This window comes from Ramlibacter ginsenosidimutans (assembly GCF_016654015.1).
Classification (GTDB): Bacteria; Pseudomonadota; Gammaproteobacteria; order Burkholderiales; family Burkholderiaceae_C; genus Ramlibacter; species Ramlibacter ginsenosidimutans.
On the sequence record NZ_JAEPWM010000004.1, the window covers coordinates 290,373 to 306,683 of the forward strand.

The window sequence follows — 16,311 nt, forward strand, 5'->3', positions numbered from 1 at the left end:
ACGCACCGGTGCGAGAGGATGCGGCGATTGGAAGCGACGGTCCGCCCCGGATCAAGGCAAGTCCGACGTTGTGCAGTGCGACTTAATACCCGCAGCGCTGCCGCCGCTCGCCGCAGCCCGGCTCAGGGCAGCATCGTCAGCGCCCGCATGTACCGCGGCTCCGTCATCAGCGCATCCCACGTGATCGACGGCCCACAAGGCAGCAGCGCCAGCCTGCGCTGCTCGCCCTGCTCGCTGGCGCGCCACTCGCCGCGCGATTGCGCCTCCTCCAGCCCGTCCAGCATCTCGTCGATGGACGCACCGCCCTCGCTGTTCACCGACTCGTTGCACAGCAGCACCATGTCGCAGCCCGCGTTCAGCGCCACGACGGCCGCCTCGGTGAAGCTCACGTTGCGGCCCTCGATCTGGCGGGCGCCCGCCATGCTCAGGTCGTCGCTGAAGACGGCGCCCTGGAACTGCAGTTGCTCGCGCAGGATGTCCTGCAGCCACCGGGCCGAGAAGCCGGCCGGCAGCGCGTCGACCATGCTGTACACGACGTGCGCGGGCATCACGCTGGTGAGCGCCGTGCCCAGCCACTCGTAGGGGATGGCGTCCTCCGCCAGGATCTCCTCCAGGCTGCGGTCGTCCACCGGGATCTCCAGGTGCGAGTCCGCGCGCACGAAGCCGTGGCCGGGGAAGTGCTTGCCGCAGTTGGCCATGCCCGCCTGCAGCAGGCCTTGCATCAGGCTGCGCGCCAGCACCGTCACGACGCGCGGGTCGCGGTGGAAGGAGCGGTCGCCGATCACCGAGCTCGCGCCGTAGTCCAGGTCCAGCACCGGCGTGAAGCTGAAGTCCACGCCGCAGGCGCGCAGCTCCGCGCCCAGCACGTAGCCGGCCGCCGTGGCCGCGGCCATGGCCTGCATCGCGCCGGAGCCTTCGCGTCCGTCGCCGTCGTTCATCCACATCTCGCCGAAGCGGCGCATCGGCGGCAGGTGCGTGAAGCCGTCGGTGCGGAAGCGCTGCACGCGCCCGCCTTCGTGGTCCACGCAGATCAGCAGGTCCTCGCGGATGGCCTTGATCTCCGCGCACAGCGCCGCGAGCTGCTCGCGGTCCTGCCAGTTGCGCGCGAACAGGATCATGCCGCCCACCAGCGGGTGCGCAAGGCGGCGCCGGTCTGCCGCGTGCAGCGCGACGCCGGCCACGTCGATGATCACCGGTGCGTGTTCACTCATGCTTCTTCTCTTCCTTTTGTTCGACGACGACGAAGCTCGCCGCGTAATCCGTTTCGTCCGTGACGCTCACGTGCGCGCTCAGGCCCCGCGCCTCGCACCACGCCTTCAGCGCGCCGTGCAGCACGATCACGGGCTGGCCGCTCGCCAGCTTGCCGACTTCGCAGGCGCGCCAGGTCATGGGCATGCGCATGCCCAGGCCCACGGCCTTGCTGAACGCTTCCTTGGCCGAGAAGCGCGTGGCGAGGTAGCGCACGCCGCGTTCGGGCCAGCGCGCGCTGCGCGCCTTCCAGGTCTTGAACTCGGCGTCGGTGAGGATCTTCTCGGCGAAGCGGTCGCCGTGGCGCTCCAGCGAGGCGCGGATACGGCGCACGTCGCAGATGTCGGTGCCGATGCCGTAGATCACTGGTCGCTGCCGCCTCCGGCGGCGCGGTGGATCGCCGCGAGGTAGGCGCGCACGGTGGCGGCGTAGCCCATCTCCAGCGCGTCGGCGATCAGAGCGTGGCCGATGGACACCTCCAGCACGCCCGGCACGGCGCGCAGGAAGTCGGGCAGGTTGTCGCGATTGAGGTCGTGGCCGGCATTGACGCCCAGGCCCGCGGCATGCGCGGCCTGCCCCGCCGCTGCGAAGCGGCGCAGTTGCTCGCCCTGCCGGGTGGTGCCCCAGGCCGCGGCATACGGCTCGGTGTACAGCTCCACGCGGTCCGCGCCCACGGCCTTGGCCAGCGGGATCGCGCGGGCATCGGCATCCATGAACAGGCTCACGCGCACGCCGAGCGACTTCGCCTCGGCGATGAGGGGCTTCACGCGCTCGCCGTCCTTTTCCAGGTCCCAGCCGTGGTCGCTGGTGAACTGGCCTTCGCTGTCCGGGACGAACGTGCACTGGTGCGGCCGCAGCTCGCGCACGAAGTCCATCAGGTTGTGGAAGGGGTTGCCCTCGATGTTGAACTCGGCCCGGGGCCAGTCCTTCTTCAGCAGTGCATGCAGCGCGCGCACGTCGTCGCCGCGGATGTGCCGGGCGTCCGGCCGCGGGTGCACGGTGATGCCGTGCGCGCCGGCCTGCAGGCACAGCGTCGCGGCGCGGGTGACGCTGGGGATGCCGAGGTGGCGCGTGTTGCGCACCAGGGCGACCTTGTTCAGGTTCACCGACAAGGCGGTTGGATTCACTCGAGGGCCTCCGTGCATGGGACCGCCGCCCGCGCTGCGGACCTCACAGGGCTTGCAGGTCCATCATCAGCTGGCGCGTGCGCAGGGTCGTGACGCCGCAATGGTAGTGCAGCAGGGCCCGCAGCTGCGTCTTGAGCTCGTTCATGTCCCCCACCAGCTGCAGCGTGGCATGGAAAGGCGCCGGATCGTCCAGCGCCTGCTGCAGGGCCAGCCACTGCGCGCCTGGCAGGCTGCCGCGCAGGTCGTCGTCCTGCGCCTCGACCAGGCCGCCCTCGGCCCGCAGGCTGTAGCGCTGCTCCGGATCCACGGGCGCGAGCGTCCCGGTCTGCGCATCGAGGGTGGGGAGCAAGCCGATCTCGCGCAGCAGCAGCAGCTCGAACGCACGCAGCGCCGGCTGCAGCGTCAGCGGCTCGTCGCTCGCCAGCAGGCGCACCGCCGCGGCGTAGACGTCGAACAAGGCGGGATGCGGGTCGTCGCGCGCCAGCAGGCGCAGCAACAGCTCGTTGAGGTAGTAGCCCGAGAGCAGCGCCTCGCCGGTCGGCATGACCTGGCCGCCGACCCACTCGGCGGACTTCAGGTTGCGGATCTCCGCGTCGCCGCCGAACGCAATGTGCAGCGGCTGCAGCGGCAGCAGCACGGGCCGGAAATTGGAGCTGGGCTTCTTCGCGCCCCGGGCGACGACCGCGATGCGCCCGTGGTGGCGCGTGAGCACCTCCAGGATCAGGCTGGACTCGCTCCAGTCGTAGCGGTGCAGGACGAAGGCGGGTTCGTCGCCGATGCGCCTAGCCATGACGGACGACTTTGCCGCGCGCGCGGTCCTTCGTCATTCGTAGCCGAACGACCGCACCCGCGCTTCGTCGTCGGCCCAGCCGGAACGCACCTTGACGAAGATCTGCAGGAACACCTTGGCGTCGAACAGCTGTTCGAGTTCCTGGCGCGCCTCGGTGCCGATGCGCTTGAGCTTCTCGCCGCCGTCGCCGATGACCATCGCCTTGTGGCTGTCGCGCTCCACCACCACCGTCGCCGCGATGCGCACCATGCGCTTGAACTTGGGACTGGGCTCTTCCTCGAACTTCTCGACCACCACCGTGGACGTATAGGGCAGCTCGTCGCCGGTGAAGCGGAACAGCTTCTCCCGGATCATCTCGCCGGCCATGAAGCGCTCGCTCTTGTCCGTGAGTTCGTCGGCCTCGTAGAACCAGGGCTGCTCGGGCAGGTACTTCGCACAGACTTCCAGCAGCCGCTGGATGTCCTTGGGCTGCTTGGCCGAGATCGGCATGAATTCGGCAAACGGGTGGCGCTGCTGCATGTCGCGCAGCCACGGCGCCAGCTCGCCGCGGCGATGCACCAGGTCCAGCTTGTTGGCGATCAGCAGCGCCGGGATGTCCGGCTTCAGCAGCGCGAGCACCTTTGCATCGCCCAGCGTGAAGCTGCCGGCCTCGACGACGAACAGCACCAGGTCCACGTCGCCCACCACGCCGGTCACGGCGCGATTCAACGAACGGTTCAGCGCGGAGCTGTGGCGGGTCTGGAAGCCCGGCGTGTCGACGAACACGTACTGCGTGTTGCCCTCGGTGCGCACGCCCGTGATGCGGTGGCGCGTGGTCTGCGCCTTGCGCGAGGTGATGCTGATCTTCTGCCCGACCAGCGCGTTGAGCAACGTGGACTTGCCCACGTTCGGCTTGCCCACGATGGCCACGAGCCCGCAGCGCTGGCCGCCGGCCGTCGCCTGGGCACCGGCTTCGCCGCCGGTGGACTCGCCTTCGGTGTTCATTTGAATCTGGCCTTCAAGACCAGGAGCATAGCCGCTGCGGCGGCTTGTTCGCCGGCGCGGCGCGATGCCCCGATTCCGCGCTCGGCCAAGCCCAGCTCGGCAATCTCGCACTCGACGTCGAAGGTCTGCTTGTGGGCGGCGCCCAGCGTGCCGACCACGCGGTAGACAGGCACCTTCATCCTGCGGCCTTGCAGCAGCTCCTGCAGCTCCGTCTTGGGGTCCTTGGCCGCCGCCGACATCTCGGGCTTGATCTCGACGTTCGCGAACAGGCGCTGCACGAGCGCCTCCGCGGCCGGATAGCCCGCATCGAGGTAGACGGCGCCGATCACGGCCTCCAGCGCGTCGGCCAGGATGGAGGGCCGCTTGTGCCCACCCGAACGCGCCTCGCCCTCTCCCAGGCGCAGCAGCCCCGGCAGGCCGAGGCCGACCGCGAGCTGGTGCAGGGTCTCCTGCTTGACGAGGTTGGCGCGCACGCGGGACAGGTCGCCTTCGGGCAGGTCCTTCAGCCGCTCGTAGAGCAGCGAGGCGACCGAGAGATTGAGCACGGAGTCGCCCAGGAACTCGAGCCGCTCGTTGTGCTCGGCCGAGAAACTGCGATGCGTGAGGGCCCGCGCGAGCAGCCGGGGGGCCTGGAAGCGGTGCCGCAGCCGGTCCTGCAGCGCCGCATGCGCGTCTTGCACGGGAACGTTTACCTTCCGGGGTGCGACTCGCCCGTGTACTTCATGGTCAGCCACGCCGGTCCGGCCAGGTGGAACTCTTTCTCGTAGGCGAAGGAGACCTGCATCTCGTCGCCGTTCTTCACGACCTGCAGGTCCTTGCCGGTGATGGAGGAGATCATGTTGATGTCCGCCGCCTTGTCGAACGAGGTGCGCACGGCCGCGACGGTGGGCTCGTCCTTGGCCTTGTTGATGGCCTTCAGCGCCGCCTGGTATTCCAGCAGCGACGGAAAGACCTGCAGGCCCACGGCGCCGATGACGCCCAGCACCGCCAGGAAGAAGATGACCGTCAACAGCGAGGCCCCCGCCTCCCGCGTCCTCAATCCCATGGAACCCCTCCGTCCTCGTTTTATTGGAACCAGCCTATGCGCTTGAAGTCGCCGAAGTTCATCCAGATCAGGATGGCCTTGCCGACGATGTTCTGGTCCGGCACGAAGCCCCAGTAGCGCGAGTCCAGTGAATTATCACGGTTGTCGCCCATCATGAAGTACATGCCCCTCGGCACCTTGCAGACGACCCCTTCGACACTGTAGCGGCAATTCTGCTTGAACGGGAAATCCTCCACACCCGGCACGAACGCGGGGCGCTCGTCGTCGTTCAGGAGTGCATGCGTGTGGTCCCCCAGCTGCTCCTGGAACTGCTTGAAGTAGCGCATCGCATCGCGATCGAAGAAGTCGGGCAGCCGGTTTTCCGGCACCGGCACCCCATTGATGGTGAGCCGCTTGTTCAGGTATGCCACCTCGTCGCCCGGAAGGCCCACCACGCGCTTGATGTAGTCGAGGCTCGGCTTGGGCGGGTAGCGGAAGACCATCACGTCGCCGCGTTTGGGCGGCGTCCCTTCCGTGAGCTTGGTGTTCAGCACCGGCAGGCGCAGGCCGTACGTGAACTTGTTCACGAGGATCAGATCGCCCACCAGCAGCGTGGGGATCATGGAGCCCGACGGGATCTTGAACGGCTCGAACAGGAACGAGCGCAGGACGAAGACCGCCAGGATCACCGGGAACAGGCCCGCCGTCCAATCCAGCCACCACGGCTGCGCGAGCACCTTCTGCTTCGCCTCGGCGAGCTGGGGTTCGTCGGAGGCGATGCCGCGCGCGCTCAGGTCCGCGTTGCGTTCGGCGGTGCGCGCCTCCAGCGCCGTCGCGGCGCGCCGGCGGCGGGGCAGGAAGTAGAAGCGCTCGGCCAGCCAGTACAGCCCGGTGACGACGGTGGCGAGGAACAGCAGCAGGGCGAAGTTGCCCTCCACGATCTCGAAGTACCAGGCGCCCGCGTATGCGACGAAGGCCGCGAGGACGGCCGCAGTGAGGAAGGGCATGCTCAGGCCTCCCGCCGGCGTGCACCGGTGCAGGCTTGTGCCGGCGGATGCGGAACGGGGAACCGAGGGAGCGCGGGGTACGGAGCGTAGGCGTTCATTCTTCGACTTGGAGGATGGCCAGGAACGCTTCCTGAGGCACTTCGACCGAGCCGATCTGCTTCATGCGTTTCTTGCCAGCTTTTTGTTTTTCGAGCAGCTTGCGCTTGCGGGTGATATCGCCGCCGTAGCATTTTGCCAGCACGTTCTTGCGCAGGGCCTTGACCGTCTCGCGGGCGATCACGTTGGCGCCGATCGCCGCCTGGATGGCCACGTCGAACATCTGGCGGCTGATGATCTCGCGCATCTTGGCGACGACCGCGCGGCCGCGGTATTGCGCCTGCGAGCGGTGGACGATGATGGACAGCGCGTCGACCTTGTCCCCGTTGAGCAGGATGTCCACCTTCACCACGTCCGAGGCGCGGTACTCCTTGAACTCGTAGTCCATGGACGCGTAGCCGCGGCTCACCGACTTCAGCTTGTCGAAGAAGTCGAGCACGATCTCGCCCAGGGGCAGCTCGTACGTGAGCATCACCTGGCGGCCGTGGTAGGCCATGTTCATCTGCACGCCGCGCTTCTGGTTGGCCAGCGTCATCACCGCGCCGACGTACTCCTGCGGCATGTACAGGTGCACCGTGACGATGGGCTCGCGGATCTCCTGGATGCGCCCCTGGTCCGGCATCTTGGCGGGGTTCTCCACCATGATGACCTCGCCGTCCGGCTTGAGCACCTGGTAGACCACGCTGGGTGCCGTGGTGATCAGGTCCTGGTCGAACTCGCGCTCCAGGCGTTCCTGCACGATGTCCATGTGCAGCAGGCCCAGGAAGCCGCAGCGGAAGCCGAAGCCCAGCGCCTGGCTCACCTCGGGCTCGTAGTGCAGCGAGGAGTCGTTGAGCTTGAGCTTCTCCAGGCTGTCGCGCAGCGAGTCGTACTGGTTCGCTTCGACCGGGTACAGGCCCGCGAACACCTGCGGCTGGATCTCCTTGAAGCCGGGCAGCGGTTCCGTGGCAGTGAAGGCGGCACCACCCGTGCCCGGCTTGATCAGCGTGACGGTGTCGCCGACCTTCGCGGCCTGCAACTCCCTGATGCCGGCGATGATGTAGCCCACCTGCCCCGCTTCGAGCACATCGCGCGGCGAGTTGGCGGGCGTGAACACGCCGAGCTGCGTCGTCTCGTACGTCGCCTCCGTGGCCATCAGTTTGATGCGATCGCCCTTGGCGAGGCGGCCGTCCACGACGCGCACGAGCATCACGACGCCGACGTAGGTGTCGAACCAGCTGTCGATGATCATCGCGCGCAGCGGTCCGTCCGGGTTGCCGCGCGGCGCGGGAATGCGCGCGACGATCGCCTCGAGGATCTCGTCGATGCCCATGCCGGTTTTCGCGGAGCACGGGATCGCGTCGGTGGCGTCGATGCCGATCACGTCCTCGATCTCCTCCTTAGCGCGCTCGGGATCGGCCTGCGGCAGGTCCATCTTGTTCAGGACCGGCACGACGTCGACGCCGAGGTCGAGCGCGGTGTAGCAGTTCGCCACCGTCTGCGCTTCGACGCCCTGGCTCGCATCGACGACGAGCAGCGCGCCTTCGCACGCGGAGAGCGAGCGGCTCACTTCATAAGAGAAGTCGACGTGTCCCGGCGTGTCGATCAGATTGAGGTTGTAGACCTGTCCGTCGCGCGCCTTGTACTTGAGTGCGGCGGTCTGCGCCTTGATGGTTATCCCACGCTCCTTTTCGAGATCCATCGAGTCCAGCACTTGCTCTTCCATCTCGCGATCGGAGAGTCCGCCGCAACGCTGGATCAGTCGATCTGCGAGCGTTGATTTGCCGTGATCGATGTGCGCGATGATCGAAAAGTTTCTGATGTGATTCATCAACGGGAACGGATAAGTGATTGATTCAAAAGCCGCGCACAAAGAAAAAAGGGCGCGTCATGAAGGTGACGCGCCCTGAACCAACAATCTATGGCAACTGCGATAGTTGGAGCTTCATTGTAGGCAAAACGCGCCGGGCGTACATCCTCGGGGTCGGTCCGACCCGGCCGTTGCAGGTCCGCAACTCGCATGTTGTGCACAGCTTTTCAACAATCCTGGAAAAGGCCCGCAAGGACAACATGTGGGCCACCTGTGGATCGGCCGGGAAGCGGCTGGAGGACATCCCGCATGGTGGTGGGGACCCCGCGCGATATGCGCTGAATGGCCGCTCGGTGGCCTCGATTCTACCCAAACCGGTTCTTAGCCCGCCCCTCATGTGAGTGACCGCCAACCTGGAAGATCCCGAACGGCTCACCAAAAAAACTTTGCCGCCTGTCGTTTTTGGAGCACCGCTGGCAAGAAAGCCCCACGCCCCCGCACGGGTATGGGGCTTTTTCTTGCCGGCCGGCTCAGCCGCGTGCAGGGCGAAGCAGCAGGTAGCTGGCCAGGTCCCCGCGCCGCAGCAGCACCGGGATGGGCTTGCTCTTGTCGAGCCGCGCCAGCGCCGCATCGAACTCGCGCACGCTGTTGATCTCCGTGTTGCCGACGGCGACGATGATGTCGCCCTCGCGCACGCCGGCACGCTGCGCAGCGCCGTCGGCCACCGACTCCACGCGCACGCCGCCTTTCACCTTCGCTTCCTTCTTCTGCGCCGCGGTGAGCTCCGTCACGACCACGCCGAGCGTCTGCGCCGCGGGCGAGGAGCTCTTCGCCTTCTCCTCGGGGGCCGACGCGGGCCGCGCCTGCGCGACGGCCTGCTCCGGCTCGATCTCGGCGACGGTGATCGCCAGGTCGCGCGCCGCGCCACGGCGGAACACCGTCACGTTCACGCGGCTGCCCGGCTTGGTGCTGCCGACCATGCGCGGCAAGTCGGTGGCACGGTCGATCACCTGCCCGTTGAATTTCGTGATGATGTCGCCGGCTTCGATGCCTGCCTTCTCGGCGGGCGAGCCGGTCTCCACGCTGCGCACCAGCGCTCCCTGCGGCCGGCCCAGCCCGATGGACTCGGCCACGTCGCGGGTGACCTGGTCGATCTGCACGCCGATGCGGCCACGCTGGACGCGTCCGCTCACGCGCAGCTGTTCGGCGACGCGGCTCGCTTCGTCGATCGGGATCGCGAAGGAGATGCCCATGAAGCCGCCCGAGCGCGAATAGATCTGGCTGTTGATGCCGATCACCTCGCCGCGCATGTTGATCAGCGGGCCGCCCGAATTGCCGGGGTTGATCGCGACGTCGGTCTGGATGAAGGGCAGGTAGTCACCGGTGTCGCGGCCCTTGGCGCTGACGATGCCGGCCGTCACCGTGTTGTCGAGCCCGAACGGCGAGCCGATCGCCATCACCCACTCGCCCACCTTCACCCGGCTCACGTCGCCGATGCGCACGCTCGGCAGCCCCGTGGCCTCGATCTTCACCACGGCGACATCCGTGCGCTTGTCCGAGCCGATGATCTTCGCCTTGAACTCGCGCTTGTCCGTGAGCGTGACGATCACCTGGTCCGCACCTTCCACGACGTGCGCGTTCGTCATCACGTAGCCGTCGGGCGTGAGGATGAAGCCGGAGGCGACTCCGCGCGGCTGGTCCTCGTCGCTGTCGCCGCCACGCGGCGCCGGCGGCGCGGGCCGCTGCGGATGCGGAACGTTGGGCATCGGCACGCCGAAGAAGCGGCGGAAGAATTCCTGCATCTCCTCGTCCGAAGGGCCGTCGCCGCCGTTGCGGCCGCTGCTGCGCACGTGTTCCACGGTGCGGATGTTCACCACGGCGGGGCCGACCTGCTCGACCAGTTCGGTGAAATCGGGCAGCGTGTGCGGCTGCGGCGCTGACTGGGCCAGCGCCGGCGCGCCCGGCGTAAAGGCGGCGAAGCCGGCGAAGGCGAGGGCCATCGCCAGTCCGCAGCCGCGCAGGTTCTTGGAATCCATGCGGAACATACAGACGTCTCCAGAGCGGTCGGACATGAAACGCGAACGGGGCCGGCCCGCCGCTACCAACGCGAGTGGACCCGCCAACCTGCTGAGAATACGACCAAGCGGGGCAAGTTGCGCGTCAGCCGAAGGCGCGACCCCTGCCTTACCCCGGGTTCAGCGCTGCTGCATCGGACCCGCGGTCCTCAACGGCGCCGCTCGAGCGCGGCCGCGAACGCCTGCAGCGTCTGCGGCGGCACTTCCCCGACGACGGTCACCCACCAGTCCTGCACGCGTCGCGTCAGCGTGTGCGTCGCGCCGCTGGCGAACACGCCTTCCTGCACGTGGCGTTCGCGGTCGAAGTCCTCGATGAACAGCGAGACGGACGCGAGCCCGTCCGAGAAGATCCACTGCAGCACGCCCTCGTCCGGGCGCTTGTAGCAGTTCATCGGCTTGAAGCCGGCGACGGACGCCTTGAGCCCCCAGCCCTCGGCCGCGGCCGTGGTCTTGGCCGCCTGCGGCTTCTCCACGCGCCAGCCGGCGGGGACCGCCATCATCTGGGAGAGCCGCTCGATGCTGACCGGCGCGTTGATCTGCAGCTCGGAGAAGGCCGCCTGTTCGAGCACACCCCCGTTTTCGTCGAGCGTCTGCTGCTTCACCATCAGGCCGGTCTTCTGCTCGCTCCAGATGCGGTAGCCATAGCGCAGGTTGTCCTTGGGGACGACCTGCACGACGTCGGTCTCGAAACCGGCGACGCGGTCGCTGCCGACGCGGCGCGCCGCGTAGAACTCGGGGATCGGGCTTTCGTCCGGCTTCAGCGGCTCCGGAAACTCGCCGAGGGATTCACGGCGCTCCCGGCGCACCGTGTGCGTCTGCGGCAGGAAGGTGAGGACCTCGTCGTCGCGGCGGAACGTCGACCGGCGCTCGCCCGACAGCGACTCGATGCGCTCGAACTGGCGGCGCCCGTCGCAGGCGTGCCAGATGCGCGCGCTGGACATCGCGCCGTTGCCGGACGACACGACGAAGGTGCCGACGTAGCTGCGCACGCGCGACGCATCCTGCATGCGCGCGAGCCATTCGTTGACGGTGCGCTCCCCGCGCCCGTCTCCCGGATGCGGGTCCGTTCCCGGCGGCGTGGCGGCCAGCACCTGGCTGGCCGCCAGCGTCAGCGCCGCGGCGGTCCAGACGGCGAGCGCGCCCTGCGCGAAGCGCAGGCGGGCGGCAGCGGAAGCGGCGCGCGCCGTGGCCCGGGCCATCAGCGGGAGGGCCCTTCGAAGGTGGCGTTGCGCAGGAAGCCCGAGGTGCCCAGGGCGGTTGCGCCGCCGAACTGGCGATGCGCCGCCAGCAGCATGTCCAGTCGCGCGTCGCGCGTGGTCGCCGCACTGGCCTCCAGCACCGGGGCCGAAGCAGCCGCGGCCGCGACTTGCGGCTGCGAGTTCGCTGCGGCGCCGGCACCCCAGAGGTTCCATCCGACCGCGGCCACCGCGGCGAAGGAGGCGACGCCGGCCGCCAGTTTCCACATCATGTCGTTGGCGGACGCACGCTCCGGCCGCACCACTGCCTGCGACGCAACCGGTTGGAGCACCGGCTGCTCCGCCTGCAGTCGGCGCTGCAGGCGGGCGAGGAAGACTTCCGTGGGGACGCCCGCATGCGCGCGCCCCGAGCGCAGGACCTCGCCCACCACATGGTAGGCACACCAGGCCTCGCGCCCTTGGGCATCGGCGGCCGCGGCCAGCACGCCCCGGGCGAAGGCCTCGCCCTGCAGCTGCCCGTCAGCGAGCGCCGAAATCAGTTCCTGGTCGTCCATCTTGTTCATTCGATTCACCTTGCCCCGCATCACCAGCGCTTGCCCGACTGGTTTTCCAGCAGGGGCTTCACCTTCGCCGAGATCGCCTCCCGCGCGCGGAAGATCCGCGAGCGCACCGTGCCGATCGGGCAGTTCATCACTTCCGCGATCTCCTCGTAGCTGAGGCCTTCGATCTCGCGCAACGTGACTGCCTGGCGCAATTCGTCCGGAAGCGCCTCCATGGCAGAGTTCACCGTCACCGCGATCTCCTTGGCCGCCAGCACCGTCTCGGGCGTCTCGGCGGAGGTTAGTTCGTTCTCGACGCCAGAAGTTTCTTCCTCGTCGTCGCCGCCCCGCAGCGAGCTCTCCGAGACCACCGGGTCGCGCTTGAGGTCGACCAGGGCTTTTTTCGCGGTATTGACGGCGATCCGGTATAGCCAGGTATAGAACTGCGCCTCGCCGCGGAACTGGGCGAGCGCGCGGTACGCGCGGATGAAGGTTTCCTGGGCGATGTCCTCGACCAGGTCGGTGTCGCGCACCATCCGCCCGATCAGGCGCTCGATGCGCCGCTGGTACTTGATCACCAGCAGTTCGAACGCTTTCTGGTCGCCCGCCACCGTACGCTCCACGAGCATCTGGTCGGTATCGCCGGGAGACGGCGCGGGAGCGGGGGGGATCTTGGTCATTGTTCGGCCGCGGGCGGCTGGCCTGCGGCGGGCACGTGCGTGCTGGCGCGGGAATATACCGCACGGCGCAGCGCATCCCAGTGGGACACGTCCGACGCGCGCTCCAGCCACAGCCAGCGCAGGCCACCTTCGCCACGCCATCGCAGGAGCAGGCGCGACTGCAGGTCCAGCGCGATCTCGGGGCGGCCGGCCACGCTGGTGCCGCCCTCGTCCCAGCACCAGCCGCTGCCGTCCCAGCGCAGCAAGCCCACGGGGGAACGAAGCCACGCTCGCCACCCGAGGGCCGCAGAGGCAGCGACGGCCGCATACGCGGCGAGCGGGCGCCAGCCCGCAGGGGACTGGAAGCTGAAGACGACGGCGGCAGCGAGCCCCGCCGCGACCAGCGCGGCGGCGGCACGGGCCGCGAACGCGCTGCGACCCACCGGGTACGTCACCGATGGGGGCGCGTGCATGGGGAGCTCAGATGCGCCTGAACACCAGCGAGCCGTTGGTGCCGCCGAAGCCGAAGTTGTTCTTCAGCGCGTATTCGATCTTCAGGTCCCGCCCCACGTTGGCGCAGTAGTCCAGGTCGCATTCCGGATCCTGGTTGAAGATGTTGATCGTCGGCGGGCTCTTCTGGTGATGGATCGCCAGGACGGTGAAGACCGACTCGATGCCACCCGCGCCACCGAGCAGGTGGCCGGTCATCGACTTGGTGGAATTCACCACCACCTTCTTCGCGTGGTCGCCCAGCGCGAGCTTGATGGCATTGGTCTCGTTGATGTCGCCCAGCGGCGTGGAGGTGCCGTGGGCGTTGACGTATTGCACCTGGTCGGGGGCTATCCCGGCGTTCTTCAGTGCGGCGGCCATGGAGCGGCGCGGGCCTTCCACGTTCGGCGCGGTCATGTGGTACGCGTCGCCGCTCATGCCGAAGCCGGACAGCTCGGCGTAGATCTTCGCGCCGCGCTTCTTCGCGTGCTCGTATTCCTCGAGCACCAGCACGCCGCCGCCCTCACCCAGCACGAAGCCGTCGCGGTCCTTGTCCCAGGGGCGCGAGGCGGTCTTGGGATCGTCGTTGCGCGTGGACAGCGCGCGGGCCGCGGCGAATCCGCCCACCCCCAGGGGCGAGACGCACGACTCCGCACCGCCGGCGATCATCACGTCCGCATCGCCGCTCTCGATCAGGCGGCCCGACAGGCCGACGGCGTGCAGGCCGGTGGTGCAGGCCGTGACGACGGCGATGTTCGGACCCTGGAAGCCGTGCCGGATGGAGACGTGCCCGGAGATCATGTTGATGATCGACGCCGGCACGAAGAAAGGCGAGATGCGGCGCGGGCCTCGGCTCATCATTTCCGAGTGCGTCTCCTCGATCATCGGCAGCCCGCCGATGCCGGAGCCGACGTTCACCCCGATGCGCGTGGCCAGTTCCGGATCGAGCTGCTCACCCGAGGGCAGCCCCGCATCGCGGATCGCCTCGTCGGCCGCGGCCAGCCCGAGGTGGATGAAGCGGTCCATGTGACGCGCTTCCTTCTCCGGCATGTAATCGGCCACGTTGAAGCCCTTCACCTGCCCGGCGAACTTCACCGCGAGGTTCGCGGTGTCGAAGGACGTGATGGCCTCGATGCCGCTCTTGCCCTCGAGCAGGTTGGACCAGGACTCGGCGACGGTCTTTCCCACCGGGCTGACGCAGCCCAGTCCCGTCACGACAACGCGGCGACGCATTCTGGATCAGGCCTTCTGGTGCTGCTGTGCGTAGTCGATGGCGTTCTGCACCGTCGTGATCTTCTCGGCGTCTTCGTCGGGGATCTCGATGCCGAACTCGTCTTCGAGGGCCATGACCAGTTCCACCGTGTCCAGCGAGTCGGCGCCGAGGTCGGCCACGAAGGCCTTTTCATTGGTGACCTGGGACTCTTCCACGCCGAGTTGCTCGGCGATGATTTTCTTGACACGTGCTTCGATATCGCTCATGGGGTTCCCTCAGAGGGTTTGTGATGAATCCGCGATTTTAAGCCGGGCGGAGGGTCCGGCTGGGCAGGGCCCGGGCGGGCAGCGCGATGGCCGGTCAGCCCATGAACATTCCGCCGTTCACGTGGAGCTCCTGGCCCGTCACGTAGCCGGCCTGCGGCGAGGCCAGCCAGGCCACCGCGTGGGCGATGTCGGCCGGCTTGCCGAGGTGGCCGAGGGGGATCTGGCCCAGCAGTGACTTCTGTTGTTCTTCCGGCAGTGCGGCCGTCATGTCGGTCTCGATGAACCCGGGCGCCACGCAGTTCACCGTGACGCCCCGGCTGCCGAGCTCGCGGGCGAGCGCGCGCGTCATGCCGGCGACGCCGGCCTTGGCGGCGGCATAGTTCGCCTGGCCGGGGTTGCCGGACGCACCCACCACGCTCGTGATGCTCACGATGCGGCCGTAGCGCTGCTTCATCATCGTGCGCATCACGGCGCGGCTCATCCGGAACACGGCCTTCAGGTTCGTGTCCAGCACCGCGTCCCAGTCCTCGTCCTTCATGCGCATGGCGAGCTGGTCGCGCGTGATGCCGGCGTTGTTCACCAGCACGTGGAGACCACCGGCCTCCTTCGCGATCGCATCCACCAGCGCCTCGCCGGCCTTGACGTCGTTGACGTCGAGCCGGGCGCCGCGGCAATCCGAGAACTGCGCCAGCGCGTGCGTGATCTTGCCGGCGCCCTCGTCCGTCGTCGCCGTGCCGATCACCTTCATGCCCCGCGCCGCGAGCTCGTGGGCGATGGCCGCGCCGATGCCGCGAGACGCGCCGGTCACGAGCGCCACCTGTCCGTGCATGTCGATGTGCGTGCTCATTGCAGCATTCCCTTCACTTCCGCCAGTGTCGCGGGATCGAGGATGGCGGCGGACGCCAGCGACGCGTCGATGCGCTTCACCAGTCCGGCGAGCACCTTGCCCGGGCCGCACTCGACGATCGTCGTGACGCCCCGGCCCTGGATCGCGCGCACGCATTCCACCCAGCGCACCGGCCCGAACGCCTGTGCGTACAGCGCGGCACGGATGCGGTCGGGGTCCGTTTCAACCTTGACCTCGATGTTGTTCACCACCGGGATGCGCGGACTCTCCAGCTTCGTTTCGGCCAGCCGCGCCTTCAGCTTTTCGGCCGCCGGCTTCATCAGGCTGGAGTGGAACGGCGCGGAGACGGGCAGCAGCAGCGCGCGCTTGGCGCCCATCGCCTTCAGCACTTCGCACGCCTTGTCGACGCCGGCCTTGCTGCCGGCGATGACGGTCTGCGCAGGATCGTTGAAGTTCGCGGCCTCGACCACTTCGCCGGTGTTCACGCCGAGCTGGCGCAGCGCCTCGGCGCAGCCCTCGATCACCTTCTGGGCATCGAGCCCGAGGATGGCCGCCATCGCGCCGGTGCCCACGGGCACGGCTTCCTGCATCGCCTGCGCACGGAAGCGCACGAGCGGCGCGGCGTCGGCGAGCGCGAGCGCACCGGCGGCGACCAGCGCGGTGTATTCGCCCAGCGAGTGACCCGCCACGACCGCCGGCTCGGCGCCGCCTTCGGCGCGCCAGGCGCGGTAGGCGGCGATGCCGGCTACCAGCATCACCGGCTGCGTATTGGTGGTGAGCGCGAGCGCTTCCTTGGGCCCTTCGTGGATCAGGCGCGCGACGTCCTCGCCGAGCGCATCGGAAGCCTCCTTCAGGGTCTCGCGCACCGCGGGGTGGTCTCCCCAGGCGTCGAGCATGCCCACGGACTGCGAGCCCTGGCCGGGAAACACGAAGGCGAACGGATGCATGCTTGTCTCTCTTTG

General features: G+C 68.3%; 19 protein-coding genes. 1 reads left to right on the top strand and 18 read right to left on the bottom strand.

From position 1 onward, the window contains the following. Positions 1-122: 122 nt before the first annotated feature. From nagZ to lepA, 9 genes are all read right to left on the bottom strand, one after another. Positions 123-1,211, bottom strand: coding sequence for a beta-N-acetylhexosaminidase (gene nagZ / locus JJB11_RS12505; protein ID WP_201171296.1), 1,089 nt, complete (start codon positions 1,209-1,211; stop codon positions 123-125). After that, positions 1,204-1,614 carry a holo-ACP synthase gene (acpS, locus tag JJB11_RS12510; protein ID WP_201171299.1) on the bottom strand — a complete coding sequence of 137 codons (411 nt, stop codon included), beginning with the start codon at positions 1,612-1,614 and terminating at the stop codon, positions 1,204-1,206. The genes nagZ and acpS overlap by 8 nt, the downstream gene beginning before the upstream one ends. Then, positions 1,611-2,393 (bottom strand): pyridoxine 5'-phosphate synthase, encoded by a 783-nt coding sequence (locus tag JJB11_RS12515; protein WP_201171301.1) that lies wholly within the window; start codon positions 2,391-2,393, stop codon positions 1,611-1,613. Before JJB11_RS12515 ends, acpS begins: the two co-directional genes overlap by 4 nt. Positions 2,394-2,418: 25 nt before the next feature. After that, positions 2,419-3,165 (bottom strand): DNA repair protein RecO, encoded by a 747-nt coding sequence (gene recO / locus JJB11_RS12520; protein ID WP_201171303.1) that lies wholly within the window; start codon positions 3,163-3,165, stop codon positions 2,419-2,421. 33 nt (positions 3,166-3,198) lie between these two features. After that, positions 3,199-4,149 (bottom strand): GTPase Era, encoded by a 951-nt coding sequence (era, locus tag JJB11_RS12525; protein ID WP_201171305.1) that lies wholly within the window; start codon positions 4,147-4,149, stop codon positions 3,199-3,201. Further along, positions 4,146-4,829 (bottom strand): ribonuclease III, encoded by a 684-nt coding sequence (gene rnc, locus JJB11_RS12530; RefSeq protein ID WP_201171307.1) that lies wholly within the window; start codon positions 4,827-4,829, stop codon positions 4,146-4,148. The genes era and rnc overlap by 4 nt, the downstream gene beginning before the upstream one ends. Before the next feature lie 8 nt (positions 4,830-4,837). Continuing rightward, complete coding sequence (locus tag JJB11_RS12535; protein WP_201171309.1) at positions 4,838-5,194, bottom strand: DUF4845 domain-containing protein; 357 nt, start codon at positions 5,192-5,194, stop codon at positions 4,838-4,840. 20 nt (positions 5,195-5,214) lie between these two features. Then, positions 5,215-6,180: a signal peptidase I gene (gene lepB, locus JJB11_RS12540; RefSeq protein ID WP_201171311.1), complete on the bottom strand. Its 966-nt coding sequence runs from the start codon at positions 6,178-6,180 to the stop codon at positions 5,215-5,217. A 94-nt stretch (positions 6,181-6,274) separates the two neighbouring features. Beyond that, positions 6,275-8,086 carry a translation elongation factor 4 gene (lepA, locus tag JJB11_RS12545; protein ID WP_201171313.1) on the bottom strand — a complete coding sequence of 604 codons (1,812 nt, stop codon included), beginning with the start codon at positions 8,084-8,086 and terminating at the stop codon, positions 6,275-6,277. A gap of 59 nt (positions 8,087-8,145) precedes the next feature. Between lepA and JJB11_RS12550 the strand changes: the two genes are divergently transcribed. Further along, positions 8,146-8,466 carry a hypothetical protein gene (locus tag JJB11_RS12550; protein WP_207189990.1) on the top strand — a complete coding sequence of 107 codons (321 nt, stop codon included), beginning with the start codon at positions 8,146-8,148 and terminating at the stop codon, positions 8,464-8,466. 129 nt (positions 8,467-8,595) lie between these two features. On the opposite strand, the gene JJB11_RS12555 is transcribed toward JJB11_RS12550, so the two are convergent. From JJB11_RS12555 to fabD, 9 genes are all read right to left on the bottom strand, one after another. Beyond that, on the bottom strand, positions 8,596-10,110 hold the full coding sequence (locus JJB11_RS12555; protein WP_201171319.1) for a DegQ family serine endoprotease: 1,515 nt from the start codon (positions 10,108-10,110) through the stop codon (positions 8,596-8,598). Positions 10,111-10,289: 179 nt separating this feature from the next. After that, positions 10,290-11,339, bottom strand: a complete 1,050-nt coding sequence (locus JJB11_RS12560) for a MucB/RseB C-terminal domain-containing protein (protein ID WP_201171337.1) — start codon at positions 11,337-11,339, stop codon at positions 10,290-10,292. Further along, the gene (locus JJB11_RS12565) at positions 11,339-11,899 is read right to left on the bottom strand and encodes a sigma-E factor negative regulatory protein (RefSeq protein ID WP_201171340.1); all 561 of its coding nucleotides are present in this window, start codon (positions 11,897-11,899) and stop codon (positions 11,339-11,341) included. Before JJB11_RS12565 ends, JJB11_RS12560 begins: the two co-directional genes overlap by 1 nt. A gap of 20 nt (positions 11,900-11,919) precedes the next feature. Continuing rightward, positions 11,920-12,555 (bottom strand): RNA polymerase sigma factor RpoE, encoded by a 636-nt coding sequence (gene rpoE / locus JJB11_RS12570; protein WP_201171343.1) that lies wholly within the window; start codon positions 12,553-12,555, stop codon positions 11,920-11,922. Continuing rightward, the gene (locus JJB11_RS12575; protein WP_201171345.1) at positions 12,552-13,007 is read right to left on the bottom strand and encodes a hypothetical protein; all 456 of its coding nucleotides are present in this window, start codon (positions 13,005-13,007) and stop codon (positions 12,552-12,554) included. Before JJB11_RS12575 ends, rpoE begins: the two co-directional genes overlap by 4 nt. Before the next feature lie 7 nt (positions 13,008-13,014). Then, on the bottom strand, positions 13,015-14,256 hold the full coding sequence (gene fabF / locus JJB11_RS12580; protein ID WP_201171353.1) for a beta-ketoacyl-ACP synthase II: 1,242 nt from the start codon (positions 14,254-14,256) through the stop codon (positions 13,015-13,017). A gap of 6 nt (positions 14,257-14,262) precedes the next feature. Continuing rightward, the gene (acpP, locus tag JJB11_RS12585; protein ID WP_187074699.1) at positions 14,263-14,502 is read right to left on the bottom strand and encodes an acyl carrier protein; all 240 of its coding nucleotides are present in this window, start codon (positions 14,500-14,502) and stop codon (positions 14,263-14,265) included. A gap of 94 nt (positions 14,503-14,596) precedes the next feature. After that, entirely contained in the window at positions 14,597-15,349 is a 753-nt protein-coding gene (fabG, locus tag JJB11_RS12590) for a 3-oxoacyl-ACP reductase FabG (RefSeq protein ID WP_201171357.1), read from the bottom strand. Then, the gene (gene fabD / locus JJB11_RS12595) at positions 15,346-16,296 is read right to left on the bottom strand and encodes an ACP S-malonyltransferase (RefSeq protein ID WP_201171359.1); all 951 of its coding nucleotides are present in this window, start codon (positions 16,294-16,296) and stop codon (positions 15,346-15,348) included. The genes fabG and fabD overlap by 4 nt, the downstream gene beginning before the upstream one ends. Positions 16,297-16,311 lie beyond the last annotated feature (15 nt).